Source organism: Pseudomonas sp. GW821-FHT01D09, assembly GCF_059422465.1.
This window is the reverse complement of record NZ_JBWKWY010000011.1, coordinates 76,580-90,386: the sequence shown is the minus strand read 5'-3', so window position 1 is coordinate 90,386 and position 13,807 is coordinate 76,580. Positions and strand designations below refer to the sequence as shown.

17 protein-coding genes are annotated in these 13,807 nt (G+C 61.3%); 16 read left to right on the top strand and 1 reads right to left on the bottom strand.

Annotated elements, in window-relative coordinates; translation table 11 throughout:
- Positions 1-11 precede the first annotated feature (11 nt).
- From rpmF to AC07W7_RS12920, 15 genes are all read left to right on the top strand, one after another.
- Positions 12-194, top strand: a complete 183-nt coding sequence (gene rpmF, locus AC07W7_RS12990) for a 50S ribosomal protein L32 (RefSeq protein ID WP_008152339.1) — start codon at positions 12-14, stop codon at positions 192-194.
- A gap of 4 nt (positions 195-198) precedes the next feature.
- Entirely contained in the window at positions 199-1,209 is a 1,011-nt protein-coding gene (plsX, locus tag AC07W7_RS12985; RefSeq protein WP_076964150.1) for a phosphate acyltransferase PlsX, read from the top strand.
- Positions 1,210-1,336: 127 nt separating this feature from the next.
- A complete protein-coding gene (gene fabD / locus AC07W7_RS12980; RefSeq protein WP_076964149.1) occupies positions 1,337-2,275 on the top strand; it encodes an ACP S-malonyltransferase in 939 nt (312 codons plus the stop codon).
- Between the two features lie 18 nt (positions 2,276-2,293).
- Positions 2,294-3,037, top strand: a complete 744-nt coding sequence (gene fabG / locus AC07W7_RS12975; RefSeq protein WP_029299688.1) for a 3-oxoacyl-ACP reductase FabG — start codon at positions 2,294-2,296, stop codon at positions 3,035-3,037.
- A 192-nt stretch (positions 3,038-3,229) separates the two neighbouring features.
- Positions 3,230-3,466, top strand: coding sequence for an acyl carrier protein (gene acpP / locus AC07W7_RS12970; protein WP_076964148.1), 237 nt, complete (start codon positions 3,230-3,232; stop codon positions 3,464-3,466).
- 127 nt (positions 3,467-3,593) lie between these two features.
- On the top strand, positions 3,594-4,838 hold the full coding sequence (fabF, locus tag AC07W7_RS12965; RefSeq protein ID WP_076964147.1) for a beta-ketoacyl-ACP synthase II: 1,245 nt from the start codon (positions 3,594-3,596) through the stop codon (positions 4,836-4,838).
- The gene (gene pabC, locus AC07W7_RS12960) at positions 4,838-5,653 is read left to right on the top strand and encodes an aminodeoxychorismate lyase (protein WP_495039448.1); all 816 of its coding nucleotides are present in this window, start codon (positions 4,838-4,840) and stop codon (positions 5,651-5,653) included. Before fabF ends, pabC begins: the two co-directional genes overlap by 1 nt.
- Before the next feature lies 1 nt (position 5,654).
- Entirely contained in the window at positions 5,655-6,755 is a 1,101-nt protein-coding gene (gene mltG / locus AC07W7_RS12955) for an endolytic transglycosylase MltG (RefSeq protein ID WP_495039447.1), read from the top strand.
- 19 nt (positions 6,756-6,774) lie between these two features.
- Entirely contained in the window at positions 6,775-7,407 is a 633-nt protein-coding gene (tmk, locus tag AC07W7_RS12950; RefSeq protein ID WP_169901628.1) for a dTMP kinase, read from the top strand.
- Complete coding sequence (locus AC07W7_RS12945) at positions 7,400-8,386, top strand: DNA polymerase III subunit delta' (protein WP_495039446.1); 987 nt, start codon at positions 7,400-7,402, stop codon at positions 8,384-8,386. Before tmk ends, AC07W7_RS12945 begins: the two co-directional genes overlap by 8 nt.
- Positions 8,387-8,451: 65 nt before the next feature.
- Positions 8,452-9,234 carry a TatD family hydrolase gene (locus AC07W7_RS12940; protein WP_099168481.1) on the top strand — a complete coding sequence of 261 codons (783 nt, stop codon included), beginning with the start codon at positions 8,452-8,454 and terminating at the stop codon, positions 9,232-9,234.
- 445 nt (positions 9,235-9,679) lie between these two features.
- The gene (locus AC07W7_RS12935) at positions 9,680-10,333 is read left to right on the top strand and encodes a TetR/AcrR family transcriptional regulator (protein ID WP_076964142.1); all 654 of its coding nucleotides are present in this window, start codon (positions 9,680-9,682) and stop codon (positions 10,331-10,333) included.
- A 139-nt stretch (positions 10,334-10,472) separates the two neighbouring features.
- A complete protein-coding gene (locus tag AC07W7_RS12930) occupies positions 10,473-11,441 on the top strand; it encodes a GTP 3',8-cyclase MoaA (RefSeq protein WP_495039445.1) in 969 nt (322 codons plus the stop codon).
- Between the two features lie 74 nt (positions 11,442-11,515).
- A complete protein-coding gene (locus AC07W7_RS12925) occupies positions 11,516-12,121 on the top strand; it encodes a DUF4823 domain-containing protein (RefSeq protein WP_038442470.1) in 606 nt (201 codons plus the stop codon).
- Between the two features lie 16 nt (positions 12,122-12,137).
- Complete coding sequence (locus tag AC07W7_RS12920; protein WP_099168483.1) at positions 12,138-12,704, top strand: DUF1285 domain-containing protein; 567 nt, start codon at positions 12,138-12,140, stop codon at positions 12,702-12,704.
- 43 nt (positions 12,705-12,747) lie between these two features.
- On the opposite strand, the gene AC07W7_RS12915 is transcribed toward AC07W7_RS12920, so the two are convergent.
- Positions 12,748-13,086: a hypothetical protein gene (locus AC07W7_RS12915; RefSeq protein ID WP_076964139.1), complete on the bottom strand. Its 339-nt coding sequence runs from the start codon at positions 13,084-13,086 to the stop codon at positions 12,748-12,750.
- 187 nt (positions 13,087-13,273) lie between these two features.
- Here AC07W7_RS12915 and AC07W7_RS12910 point away from each other — a divergent pair, with 187 nt between their 5' ends.
- Complete coding sequence (locus tag AC07W7_RS12910) at positions 13,274-13,753, top strand: GNAT family N-acetyltransferase (protein WP_076964138.1); 480 nt, start codon at positions 13,274-13,276, stop codon at positions 13,751-13,753.
- The last annotated feature ends 54 nt before the right edge of the window (positions 13,754-13,807 follow it).

Here is a 13,807-nt window from a genome sequence, read left to right as displayed (position 1 = left end):
GTTAATCAATTATGGCTGTTCAGCAGAACAAAAAATCCCGCTCTGCCCGTGACATGCGTCGTTCGCACGATGCCCTGACGGCAAGCACTCTGTCTGTAGAAAAAACCACCGGTGAAATTCACCTGCGTCACCACGTATCGCCAGAAGGCGTATACCGTGGCCGTAAAGTGATCGACAAGGGCGCTGACGAGTAATCACTTGTCTGCTCAAGTCATCGCGATTGACGCAATGGGCGGGGACTTCGGTCCCCGCAGCATTGTCCAGGCATGCATTGCCAGCCTGTCTGCTACGCCCTCGTTGCACCTGACCCTCGTCGGTCAACCTTCCCTACTTGAAGAACTGATTGCCAGTCATCCGGCTGTGGATCGCGCGCGCCTGACGATAATGCCGGCCAGCGAAACCATCGGCATGGATGAGAAGCCGGCCCAGGCCCTGCGTGGCAAGCCTGACTCCTCCATGCGCGTGGCCCTTGAGCTGCTGCGTGATGGCAAGGTCCAGGCCTGTGTCAGTGCCGGCAATACCGGGGCCTTGATGGCGCTGTCCCGTCATGTGCTGAAAACCCTGCCGGGCATTGATCGGCCGGCAATGGTCGCGGCGATTCCAACGCAGCGTGGCTACTGCCAGTTGCTGGACCTGGGGGCGAATGTCGATTGCAGTGCCGAGCACCTGTTGCACTTTGCCCTGATGGGCTCGGTCGCGGCCGAGGCGCTGGGCGTGGTGCGCCCGCGGGTGGCGTTGCTGAACATCGGTACCGAGGACATCAAGGGCAACCAGCAGGTCAAGCTGGCCGCCAGCCTGTTGCAGCAGGCGCGGGGCTTGAACTACATCGGGTTTGTGGAAGGCGATGGGCTGTATCGCGGCGAGGCCGATGTGGTGGTTTGTGACGGTTTTGTCGGAAATATCCTGCTTAAATCCAGCGAAGGCCTGGCCACAATGATTTCTGCGCGGATCGAGGCGTTGTTCAGGCGCAACCTGGCTTCACGGCTGGTGGGGGCTTTGGCGCTGCCGCTGATGCGGCGGCTGCAGGCGGACCTGGCTCCGGCGCGGCATAACGGCGCCAGCTTTCTCGGTTTGCAGGGCATTGTGGTAAAAAGCCACGGTTCGGCGGGTGTCCAGGGCTTTCAGAGTGCCATTGCGCGCGCAATGATCGAGATCCAGGAGAACCTGCCGCAACGCTTGCATGGCCGTCTTGAGGATCTGTTGCCTTAGGCGAATCGGGCCGGGAATGCTTAAATGTGACCGGTCAGTTCAATTGACCATCCAATCTGTCAGTTTCTTGCGCTCCCAGCTGTGGGGCGTCAATTCACCGACGACCAGATCATTAGGGGCTTGTTACATGTCTACATCCCTCGCATTCGTCTTTCCAGGGCAGGGTTCGCAGTCCCTCGGCATGTTGGCCGAGCTGGGCGCGCAATACCCGCAGGTTTTGGAAACATTCAAGGAAGCGTCCGCGGCCTTGGGCTACGACCTCTGGGCATTGACCCAGGACGGGCCGGAAGAGCTGCTCAACCAAACCGATAAAACCCAGCCGGCCATCCTGACCGCTTCGATCGCGCTGTGGCGCGTCTGGCTGGCCGAAGGCGGCGCACGCCCGGCGTTTGTCGCCGGTCACAGCCTGGGCGAGTACAGCGCCCTGGTCGCGGCAGGCAGCCTGACACTCGCCGAGGCCGTCAAGCTGGTAGAGCGTCGTGGCCAATTGATGCAAGAGGCTGTTCCCGCCGGGCAGGGCGGCATGGCCGCTATCCTGGGCCTGGACGACGCCGTGGTGATCCAGGCCTGTGCCGAAGCGGCCCAGGGCGAAGTGGTCAGCGCCGTGAACTTCAACTCCCCTGGCCAGGTGGTCATCGCCGGTGCCAAGGCCGCAGTGGAGCGTGCCATCGAAGGCTGCAAGGCCCGTGGTGCCAAGCGTGCCTTGCCGTTGCCGGTCAGCGTGCCGTCCCATTGCGAGTTGATGCGCCCGGCGGCCGAGCGTTTTGCCGAGTCCATCGCCGCTGTCAACTGGCAGGTACCGCAGATCCCGTTGGTGCAAAATGTCAGCGCCGACGTGGCGCCGGACCTGGAAACCCTCAAGCGCGACCTGCTGGAGCAACTGTACAAGCCGGTGCGCTGGGTTGAATCAGTCCAGACCCTGGCCGCCAAGGGCGCTACCCAGCTGGTTGAGTGTGGTCCGGGTAAAGTCCTGGCCGGTCTCAACAAACGCTGCGCCGAAGGCGTGTCGACATCCAATCTCAATACCCCGGATGGCTTCACCGCCGCCCGCGCCGCACTGGCCTGAACTTAAGGAGAAGCCTGCATGAGTCTGCAAGGTAAAGTTGCACTGGTCACTGGCGCAAGCCGTGGCATTGGCCAGGCGATTGCCCTGGAACTGGGTCGTCAGGGCGCGGTAGTGATCGGTACTGCCACCTCTGCCTCGGGCGCCGAGCGCATTGCTGCGACCCTCAAGGAAAACGGCGTGCAGGGCACCGGCCTGGAGCTCAACGTGACCAGCGATGAGTCCGTGGCGGCCGTACTGGCCCAGATCACCGCACAGTTTGGCACCCCGGCCATTCTGGTGAACAACGCCGGTATTACCCGCGACAACCTGATGATGCGCATGAAAGACGACGAGTGGTACGACGTGGTCGATACCAACTTGAACAGTCTGTTTCGCCTGTCCAAGGGGGTTTTGCGCGGCATGACCAAGGCGCGTTGGGGCCGAATTATCAATATTGGCTCCGTAGTGGGTGCCATGGGCAACGCAGGCCAAGTAAACTACGCCTCTGCCAAGGCCGGCCTGGAAGGTTTCAGCCGTGCCCTGGCGCGTGAAGTCGGCTCGCGGTCGATTACGGTCAACTCGGTGGCTCCAGGGTTTATCGATACCGATATGACTCGCGAATTGCCCGAAGCGCAACGTGAAGCGTTGCTGACGCAAATTCCGCTGGGCCGTCTGGGCCAGGCCCAAGAGATCGCCAATGTGGTCTCTTTCCTGGCGTCTGACGGTGCGGCATACGTGACTGGGGCTACAATCCCGGTCAACGGCGGGATGTACATGAGTTAAATTGTGACGGATCGCTTCAAAAAAATGTCATACGAGCGGTCTAAAATCCGTTATAAAGCTGCAATCTATTTATAGACAGGTGGTTGGTAGGGTACGCGGGTGAAGCTTTCAGTTGAAAAGCTGAAAAGCCTTTCTATACACTTACCCACTGGCCAGCTGCCTGAATTTGTCCATTAGGAGTGAAAACAAGGTATGAGCACCATCGAAGAGCGCGTCAAGAAAATCGTTGCCGAGCAACTGGGCGTTAAAGAAGACGAAGTGAAAAACACTTCTTCCTTCGTTGAAGACCTGGGTGCCGACTCCCTTGACACCGTTGAGCTGGTGATGGCTCTGGAAGAGGAATTCGAGACCGAAATCCCGGACGAAGAAGCTGAAAAAATCACTACTGTTCAAGCTGCTATCGACTACGTTACTAGCCACCAGGCGTAATAGTTTGTAATCGTCGCTTGCTGTTATGGAAAAACCGCACTGCTATTACGGCGTGCGGTTTTTTCTTTAGCTCTGATGAAAAATGAGCTCTGAAGCAAAGTGTCGTCATTAGAAAAAGGAGAGTGCTGTGTCGCGTAGACGCGTCGTAGTCACCGGTATGGGTATGTTGTCGCCACTGGGTACGGATGTGCCGAGCAGTTGGCAGGGCATTCTGGCTGGCCACAGTGGTATTGGTCTGATTGAGCATACGGACCTTTCTGCCTATTCCACCCGTTTTGGCGGCTCGGTAAAGGGCTTCAATGTCGAGGAATATCTCTCGATCAAGGAATCCCGCAAACTCGACCTGTTCATTCAATACGGCCTGGCAGCCGGTTTTCAGGCAGTGCGTAATGCCGGCCTGGAAGTCACCGATGCCAACCGTGATCGCATCGGCGTGGCCATGGGCTCGGGTATTGGCGGTTTGACCAATATCGAAGAAACCAGCCGCACGTTGCACGAATCCGGCCCCCGTCGAATTTCACCGTTCTTCGTCCCGGGCTCGATCATCAATATGATTTCCGGTTTCCTGTCCATCCACCTGGGTGCCCAGGGGCCTAACTACGCCATTTCCACGGCGTGCACCACGGGCACTCACTGCATCGGCATGGCAGCGCGCAATATCGCCTATGACGAGGCGGACGTGATGATTGCCGGTGGCGCCGAAATGGCCGCCTGCGGCCTGGGCATGGGCGGCTTCGGCGCGTCCCGTGCGCTGTCCACGCGCAATGATGAGCCGACCCGTGCCAGCCGTCCGTGGGACAAGGGCCGTGATGGCTTTGTATTGTCCGACGGTGCCGGTGCCCTGGTTCTCGAAGAGCTGGAACACGCCAAGGCCCGTGGCGCGACGATCTATGCCGAGCTGATCGGCTTTGGCATGAGTGGCGATGCCTACCACATGACCTCGCCCCCCGCCGACGGCGCGGGCGCTGCGCGTTGCATCAGCAATGCCCTGCGCGATGCAAAGATCAATGTCGACCAGGTGCAGTACATCAACGCCCACGGCACCTCGACGCCGACTGGCGACCTGGCGGAAGCCCAGGCCATCAAGTCGGTATTCGGCGAGCACGCCTACAAGCTGGCGGTCAGTTCCACCAAGTCCATGACCGGTCACCTGCTGGGTGCAGCCGGTGCGGTCGAAGCGATTTTCAGCGTGCTGGCGATCAAGGACCAGGTCGCGCCGCCGACCATCAACCTGGATGAGCCGGATGAAGGCTGCGACCTGAACTTCGTGCCTCACGAGCCGCAGAAGATGCCGATTGACGTGGTGCTGTCCAACTCGTTCGGTTTTGGTGGTACCAACGGTTCCCTGGTGTTCCGCCGGTTCGCCGAGTGATGCACAGCTGGGTCGACGGTTTGCCAGCGGACGCCGTGCCGCTGAAAGATCGCGGCCTGGCCTACGGCGATGGTTTGTTTGAAACCATCGCGGTCAGGGCCGGGCAGCCCGTGCTGCTTGACCGCCACCTGCAACGCCTCGACCAGGGTTGCAGGCGCCTGGCGCTTACCGTGGACCCGGCACTGATCCGCAGCGAGTTGCTGGCCTATGCCGCTGCCCTCGGTGACGGTGTTCTCAAGTTGATCCTCACCCGTGGCGACAGCCTGCGCGGTTATGGCGCCCAGGTCGGCAGCCCCGTGCGGCGTATTCTGCAAGGCAGCCCGCCTGCCACCTATCCCCAGGCCCATGGTTTATCAGGTGTACGCCTGTTTCCCTGTGCCACGCGTTTGTCCGAGCAACCGGTGCTCGCCGGTCTCAAGCACCTCAACCGCCTTGAGCAAGTCATCGCCCGCGCCGAGTGGCAAGATGCCGATCACGCCGAAGGATTGATGCTGGATATGTCCGGGCGTGTCATCGAAGGCGTGTTCAGCAACCTGTTCCTGGTGCATGACGGCCAACTGCTGACGGCTGACCTGGGCCGCTGTGGCGTGGCCGGCGTCATGCGGGCCGAGCTGTTGGCCAGGGCCGAGGCGTTGGGCATTGTCACGGTTGTCGGCGATATCAGCCTGGCGCAGTTGCAACAGGCTGACGAGGTGTTTGTCTGCAATAGCGTATATGGCATTTGGCCGGTGCTTGGATGTGGGCCAATGAGCTGGTCGGCCGGGCCGCTCACCCGTAAACTGCAAGGCATTGTTCGCGCGCTATTGGGTGTTTGATTTGAGACGTAAAATTTTATTGCTGCTGGCGACCGGTCTGGTCCTGGCGGGTTTGCTGCTGGGCTTTTCGGCCTGGAAGCTGGACTCGGCCTTGAAGCAGCCGCTGAACCTGGCCCAGGAGCAATTGCTCGATGTAGCGGCCGGCGCGACCCCGACAGGCACCTTCAATCGCCTGGAAGCTGACGGCGTGCTTGAAGATGCTTTCTGGTTGCGCCTCTACTGGCGCTTCAACCTTGAAGGCCAACCGCTGCACAGTGGCGAATACCGCATGACGCCAGGCCTGACGGCCCAGGGCCTGATCGGCCTGTGGCAGCGCGGCGACGTGGTGCAGTACAGCCTGACCCTGGTAGAGGGCTGGAACTTTCGCCAGGTCCGCAGCGCCTTGGCCAAGCATGAAAAGATCGAGCAGACCCTGGCGGGCTTGAGTGATCCCGAGGTGATGGCAAAAATCGGCCATCCTGACGTGTTCCCCGAAGGGCGGTTCTTCCCCGACACCTACCGTTTTGTGCGCGGCATGACCGATGTCGAGTTCCTGAAGAAAGCCTACAACCGCCTGGACGATGTACTGGCCCAGGAGTGGAGCCGACGCGCCCCGGAGGCGCCCTATACCGATGCCTACCAGGCGCTGATCATGGCGTCGCTGGTGGAGAAGGAAACCGGCGTGCCTGAAGAGCGTGGGCAGATTGCCGGGGTGTTTGTGCGGCGCCTGAAGATCGGCATGCTGCTGCAAACCGATCCCACCGTGATCTACGGCATGGGCGAGCGCTACAACGGCAAGTTGACGCGCGCGCACCTCAAGGAAGCCACGCCCTATAACACCTACATGATCAGCGGCTTGCCGCCGACGCCGATTGCCATGGTCGGCCGCGAGGCGATCCATGCCGCGTTGAACCCGGTGCCGGGCAGCAGCCTGTATTTCGTGGCCCGGGGCGATGGCAGCCATATTTTCTCCGATAGCCTGGAGGCCCATAATGCCGCCGTGCGCGAGTACCAGCTCAAGCGCCGCGCCGACTATCGCTCCAGCCCCGCGCCGGCTGCGCCCGCGACCGTGACCGTTGAGCCGGTCGCGCCCGACGCTGCGCCCGCGCAAGGCCCGCAATGACTCTGACTAAGGACTGCCTGTGACTGGCTTGTTTATTACCCTGGAAGGCCCGGAAGGCGCCGGCAAGAGTACCAACCGCGAATACCTGGCCGAACGCTTGCGTGCTGAAGGGATCGAGGTGCTGCTGACCCGCGAGCCCGGCGGTACGCCCCTGGCCGAGAAGATCCGCGAGGTACTGCTGGCCACTGGCGATGAGGTCATGCACCCGGACACCGAGCTGTTGCTGGTGTTTGCCGCCCGTGCCCAGCACCTGGCCGAGGTGATACGCCCGGCGCTGGCCCGTGGCGCGGTGGTGATCTGCGACCGCTTCACCGATTCCACCTACGCCTACCAAGGGGCTGGCCGTGGTTTGTCCCTGGCGCGCATCGCGACCCTGGAGAGCTTTGTCCAGGGCGAACTGCGCCCGCACCTGACCCTGGTCTTCGACCTGCCGGTAGAGGTCGGCCTGGCCCGGGCCAGCGCCCGTGGCCGCCTGGACCGCTTCGAGCTGGAAGGCCGGGCCTTTTTTGAAGCGGTGCGCGCCGCTTATCTCCAGCGTGCCCAGGCCGCACCGTCGCGCTACTGCCTGCTGGATGCCGCGCAGCCGCTGGAACAGGTGCAGCAGGCCATCGATGCACTGCTGCCCAAACTGTTGGAGCTTTACCGTGGCTGAAGCCTATCCGTGGCAGGACAGCCTGTGGCAGCAATTGGCCGGGCGTGCCCAGCACGCCCATGCCTACCTGCTCCATGGGCCGGTGGGCATTGGCAAGCGTGCCCTGGCCGAACGCTTGATGGCGCGCCTGCTGTGCCAGCAACCGGCGGGGCTGGAGGCCTGCGGGCACTGCAAGTCGTGCCTGCTGCTCAAGGCCGGCAGCCATCCCGACAATTATGTGCTGGAGCCGGAAGAGGCCGACAAGGCGATCAAGGTCGACCAGGTGCGCGACCTGGTGAGCTTCGTGGTGCAGACCGCGCAGATGGGCGGGCGCAAGGTGGTGTTGATCGAGCCGGTGGAGTCGATGAACATCAACGCCGCCAACGCCTTGCTCAAGAGCCTTGAGGAGCCCTCCGGCGATACGGTGCTGTTGCTGGTCAGTCACCAGTCCAGCCGCCTGCTGCCGACTATCCGCAGCCGCTGTGTGCAACAGGCCTGCCCACTGCCGAGCGAGGCCATGAGCCTGCAGTGGCTGGGTCAGGCCCTGCCGGAGTGCAGTGAGCAGGAGCGGGTCGAGTTGCTGACCCTGGCGGCCGGCTCGCCCTTGGCCGCAGTCAGCCTACAGGCCCAGGGCGTGCGCGAGCAGCGTGCGCTGGTGGTCGACGGGGTGAAGAAGCTGCTCAAGCAGGAGCAGTCAGCCACGCAGTTGGCCGAGGGCTGGAAAGACGTGCCGCTGTTGCTGCTGTTTGACTGGTTCTGCGACTGGTCCAGCCTGATCCTGCGCTACCAACTGACCCAGGACGAAAACGGCCTGGGCTTGATGGACATGCGCAAGGTCGTGCAATACCTGGCGCAGAAGAGCGCCCAGGACAAGGTGTTGAACATCCAGGACTGGATCCTCGCCCAGCGCCAGAAGGTGTTGGGCAAGGCCAACCTGAACCGGGTGCTGTTGCTTGAGGCGCTGCTGGTGCAGTGGGTCGGGTTGCTCGGCCGACGTTGATATTTTCGGGGCCGACGCAGGTTGCGTGGGCCGGACACTTCCTGTGACGCAAGTTGTAACTTCTTATGCTCGTAGATTCCCATTGCCACCTTGATCGCCTCGACCTCGCCGCCCACAACGGCTCCCTGGATGCCGCCCTCGATGCTGCGCGCCAGCGGGGTGTGGGGCACTTCCTGTGCATTGGCGTCAGCGCCGAGAATGCCGCCCACGTCAAGGCCCTGGCCGAACGCTATGCCGATGTGGATTGCTCAGTGGGCATCCACCCCCTGGACCTCAAGCCTGGCGAAGCCCCGGCCCTTGACTGGTTGCTGGGCGAACTCAATCACCCGCGCGTAGTGGCCATTGGCGAGACAGGCCTGGATTACCACTACGAGCCGGAAGCTGCCGAACTGCAGCAGGCCTCGTTCCGCCTGCACCTGCAAGCGGCGCAGCAGACCGGCAAGCCCGTGATCGTGCATACCCGCGGCGCCCGTGCCGACACCCTGGCCTTGCTGCGCGAAGCGGCGCTGCCCCAGGCGGGTGTGTTGCACTGTTTTACCGAAGACTGGGAAATGGCCAAGGCGGCCCTGGACCTAGGGTTCTATATTTCCCTGTCGGGCATCGTCACCTTCCGCAACGCCGAGGCCCTGCGGGATGTGGCGCGCCAGGTGCCGGCCGACCGCTTGCTGGTGGAGACCGATTCGCCATACCTGGCGCCGATCCCCCACCGTGGCAAGCCGAACCTGCCGGAATATGTGCGGGATGTGGCCGATTACCTGGCGATGCTGCGCGGCGAGTCGGTCGAGGGGTTTGCCGAGCAGACCACCGCGAACTTCAAGCGTCTGTTCCCGCTGGCGCACGTTCGCTGAATTCAAGGCAAAAAAAACCCGGGTTCTGGGGGGGGAATCCGGGTTAAGACCATTAGGAGTAAACAAGGATACGCGGTCCGTTGGTACCCATATCGGTGCTTCACTTGGGGGAGATGTCACACCGACAGATGAAGTATTGATCAGTATGGCGTGCAGTCCAGTCGCTTTTGGTCGTTTTTTAAACAGATTTGGAATACGTCCGCTTCGCTTGAGTTCTCATTGAGCAGCAATACATTGCGCGGGCCGGTGTTTTATTTCTGACCCATATCGCCTGATTCGTTGGCGCACTGTAAGTTTAGTGTATGGGTTGTTCATATAGACGTTGCCCAACGACCGTCCAGTCGGGATAATCCCGCGCACCGGGTAAAACGTTCCATCATCGGTTCACCCTGTGAGCCCTATGGCGCCAAGCCCTCCCAATCCTGACCTCTGCAGACCTCTTTCTATGCACAAAGAACCCCGTAAGGTCCGTGAGTTTCGCCGCCGTGAGCAGGAAATTCTCGACACCGCGCTCAAATTGTTCCTCGAACAGGGTGAAGACAGCGTCACCGTCGAGATGATTGCGGATGCCGTGGGTATCGGCAAAGGCACGATCTATAAACACTTCAAATCCAAGGCCGAGATCTATCTGCGCCTGATGCTCGACTACGAGCGCGATTTGAACGAGTTGCTGCACTCGGCCGACGTCGACAAGGACAAGGAAGCGCTGTCCCGCGCCTACTTCGAGTTCCGCATGCGTGACCCGCAGCGCTATCGCCTGTTCGACCGCCTCGAAGAAAAAGTGGTCAAGGGCCACCAGGTGCCGGAAATGGTCGAGGAACTGCACAAGATCCGTGCCTCGAACTTCGAGCGCCTGACCCTGCTGATCAAGGGCCGGATCAGCGAAGGCAAGCTGGAAGACGTGCCACCTTATTTCCATTACTGCGCCGCGTGGGCGTTGGTCCATGGCGCCGTGGCGCTGTACCACTCGCCATTTTGGAGCAACGTGCTGGAAGATCAGGAAGGCTTCTTCCAGTTCCTGATGGACATCGGCGTGCGCATGGGCAACAAGCGCAAGCACAGCTCCGACCTGCCGAACCCCGAGACGCCTGCCACCTAAGGCATTCACCCGGACAATGGCCGGCTGATTTACTGCCGTGTGTGCCAACCCAGGAATATACTCAGGCAAGGACCTTGCTAAAATCTGATTTATAAGTCAGGTTTTAGCGCGCCCGAATTATCCGCTGCCGGAGTGATCCATGATCGTTGATCGTCAAGGCAGGCGTTTTCGCAATTTGCGGATCAGCCTGACCTCAGCCTGCAATTACGCCTGTACCTACTGCGTGCCCAATGGCAAGCGGCTGGTGGCTGCGCAGGACGAGCTCTCGGCCGAGGCCATGGCCCGTGGCGTGGCCTACCTGATCGAGGCGGCGGGTATCGATCGCCTGCGCATTACCGGCGGCGAGCCACTGGTCAGCCCCAAGCTCGAAACCTTTATGCAGGCCGTCGGGCAGATGGGCTTGAGCGATATCAGCCTGACCACCAATGGCCAGTTACTGGCGCGCAAGTTGCCATTGCTGGTCGATGCCGGCATTCGCCGGATCAATGTGTCTCTCGACACCCTGGATGCCGACGCCTTTCGCGGGATTGCCCGGGGCGGCGACCTGGCCACGGTGCTTGATGGCATGGAGCAGGCGCGTGCGGCGGGGATCAGGATCAAGGTCAATATGGTGCCGCTGCGCGGGCAGAACCTCGACCAGGTGATGCCGCTGCTGGAGTATTGCCTGGCGCGTGGTTATGAACTGCGTTTTATCGAGTTGATGCGCATGGGCCACCTGGCCAGCGACTCCAACGCCTTCCTGCAGCAATTTGTCAGCCTTCAACAACTGTTGAGCCTGATTGGTGAGCATCACGAATACTTGCAGGCCGACGCCCCGGTGGACGCCACGGCCGTGCGTTATGAAATTCCCGGGCAGGGCTTCTTCGGCGTGATCGCCAATGAAAGCGTGCCGTTTTGCCGAACCTGCTCGCGCTTGCGCCTGTCGTCCACGGGTTGGCTGCACGGCTGCCTGTCTTCGAGCAACCGCCACTATGTCGGCGACCTGTTGGACAAGCCGCGACACCAGGCCCTGCCGGCGTTACAGGGCTTGCTGGTCAAAGCCTTGGGTGACAAGCAGGAAGTGGCGTTTTCGGGCGGGGCGACGGTGATGAAGATCATTGGTGGCTAGCCAGGCAAGCTGGCGCAAAATCTGCATCTCGTGCCCATTCGCCGGTTTTCCGTCACCGGCCTCTGGAGGATAGGATGCGTAGTCTGGTTTTGTTGCTGGCGTCGTTTGCGCTGGGTGGCTGCATGACAGTCAGCGATATGGCCGAAGGCACTCGCTATCAGATGAGCGATGCCGGTTTGCTGGACCACAGCGACACCCGCCGTTCCAACTCGGTTCGCATTCAGCCCGACTCCTTTGTGTTTATCGCCCAGGGCGCGTTCACGCCGCCGGGCAGTGCCTACCCGCGGCCCAATGTGGTGGCCGAAGAAGCCTTCAACGGTTTTATCGAATACTTCCCCATGGTGCGCCGCGCCCGCGCCCCGGAAGGTTTGGAGCAGGCCATGGCCGAGGCCCGCGAGGTAGGCGCCCATTACCTGTTGTATACACGGTTTGCCAAGGCGGATGATCGCATCGGCAATGCGGACGAGTGGGCCGACCAGGAAGCACTCGACCGGCTGGGTGTCGACAGCGGGGTGATCCAAATCATGTTGATCGAGACCAGCACCCAGTATTTGATCGATACTGCACGCATTCGCAGCCGTGGCGGTTTACTGACGTTCCACGACAACAAGCCTGAAGACCTGCTTGGCCCACCGCTGCGCCAGTACGCTCGCAGCCTGCTGGGCATGAGCGACCAGTAATTCAAAGGAGAACAGCATGACGGGTTCGGCCAAGGCCAATGATTTGTTGGCACAATTGCCCAAGGGCAAGGGACCGGCACCGGTTCACCTGTGGAACCCGGATTTCTGTGGCGATATCGACATGCGTATCGCCCGGGATGGCACCTGGTATTACCTGGGCACCCCCATCGGGCGCAAACCGATGGTCAAGCTGTTCTCCACTATCATCCGTCGCGATGGCGATGATTACTTTCTGATCACGCCGGTGGAAAAGGTCGGGATCAAGGTGGATGACGCGCCCTTTGTGGCCGTGTCGCTGGAGGTCGAGGGGCAGGGCGAAAGCCAGCTCCTGCGGTTTACCTCCAATGTCGAAGACCTGATCGAAGCCGGCCCGGCACACCCGCTGCGGGTGCTGATTGATCCGCACACCCAGGAGCCTTCGCCCTACGTGCTGGTGCGCCACAACCTGGAGGCGCTGGTCCATCGCAACGTGTTCTACCAGTTGGTGGAGCTGGCGGTGACACGCCTGATCGATGGCCAGCGCTGGCTGGGGGTGTGGAGTGGCGGGGTGTTTTTCCCGATTGGCCTGGAACCTGTGGACTGAGCCCGGCTATATCGGTGCGGCATACCTCTTCAGGGTCCGTGGCTCAAGGTTGTTTCGGCGCGCCGGGCAGGTTGTCATCGATGTTGCTTGGGGTGGCGTTCTTGCCCGGGCCGATCTTGCCGTTCTCGACATCGGTGCCCAGGCCCTGGCGGTTGCCGTCATTGCCTTGGGTGCGTGGGTCGGCGCCGTCCTGGATGATGGCTCCGCCATTGGTATCCAGCCCGGTGCCCATGGAGTTCCTGGTTTCTTCGGTCGCAGGGTTGGGCGGGCTGCCAATCGGGTCGGTCTTGCCGGTGGAGTGGTCGGACGCGGCGACGCTGGCCAGGGAAACCGCAGACAGCAGGCCGGCGAGGGCGAGGGCAGTCACTTTGGACGTGTTCATGGTGGAGCCTCCATAGGAATAATGTCCGTACCTTATGTTGGTCAGCCCCGGTTTGTGGTTGGTGCCTTGATCGCGACGAACGGTTTAAACAGGTGTACAGCGCAGTGATGCGCCTGCATAAAACCCTGCAAGCGATCATCAAAGGGCCTTAGTATGTGTCCTTTCTTTTTCAGCCGCAGGCCTGTTGATGACCATCGAGATCCGTCCCGCCGTGCCCAGCGATGCTGCGCAGATCCTGACCTTTATCACTGAACTGGCCGAGTACGAAAAAGCCCGCCACGAAGTGATCGCCAGCGTGGTGGACATCGAACGCAGCCTGTTCAGCGAGGGCGCTACCGCCCATGGCCTGATCTGCCTGCGCGACGGCTTGCCGATCGGTTTTGCGGTGTTCTTCTTCAGCTATTCCACTTGGCTGGGCAGCAACTGCCTGTACCTGGAAGACTTGTATATCAACCCGCAGCAGCGCGGCGGCGGGGCGGGCAAGAAGTTGCTGCGCCACCTGGCGAAGATCGCCTGCGACAATGGCTGTGGGCGCTTTGAATGGAGCGTGCTGGACTGGAACGAACCGGCCATTGCCTTCTACAAATCCATCGGTGCCCAGCCCCAGGAAGAATGGGTGCGCTATCGCATGGAAGGCGACGCGTTGCGCGACTTCGCCCAGGGTTGAGATCGGTCCTGCCTTGAGGCCCGGCATTTGCCATAATGGCCGCCGCTTTCGTAT

Coding starts and splice junctions, on each gene's coding strand:
- rpmF (WP_008152339.1), top strand. CDS start 12: ATGGCTGTTCAGCAGAACAAAAAATCCCGCTCTGCCCGTGACATGCGT.
- fabD (WP_076964149.1), top strand. CDS start 1,337: ATGTCTACATCCCTCGCATTCGTCTTTCCAGGGCAGGGTTCGCAGTCC.
- fabG (WP_029299688.1), top strand. CDS start 2,294: ATGAGTCTGCAAGGTAAAGTTGCACTGGTCACTGGCGCAAGCCGTGGC.
- acpP (WP_076964148.1), top strand. CDS start 3,230: ATGAGCACCATCGAAGAGCGCGTCAAGAAAATCGTTGCCGAGCAACTG.
- pabC (WP_495039448.1), top strand. CDS start 4,838: ATGCACAGCTGGGTCGACGGTTTGCCAGCGGACGCCGTGCCGCTGAAA.
- AC07W7_RS12940 (WP_099168481.1), top strand. CDS start 8,452: ATGCTCGTAGATTCCCATTGCCACCTTGATCGCCTCGACCTCGCCGCC.
- AC07W7_RS12935 (WP_076964142.1), top strand. CDS start 9,680: ATGCACAAAGAACCCCGTAAGGTCCGTGAGTTTCGCCGCCGTGAGCAG.
- AC07W7_RS12930 (WP_495039445.1), top strand. CDS start 10,473: ATGATCGTTGATCGTCAAGGCAGGCGTTTTCGCAATTTGCGGATCAGC.
- AC07W7_RS12925 (WP_038442470.1), top strand. CDS start 11,516: ATGCGTAGTCTGGTTTTGTTGCTGGCGTCGTTTGCGCTGGGTGGCTGC.
- AC07W7_RS12920 (WP_099168483.1), top strand. CDS start 12,138: ATGACGGGTTCGGCCAAGGCCAATGATTTGTTGGCACAATTGCCCAAG.
- AC07W7_RS12915 (WP_076964139.1), bottom strand. CDS start 13,086: ATGAACACGTCCAAAGTGACTGCCCTCGCCCTCGCCGGCCTGCTGTCT.
- AC07W7_RS12910 (WP_076964138.1), top strand. CDS start 13,274: ATGACCATCGAGATCCGTCCCGCCGTGCCCAGCGATGCTGCGCAGATC.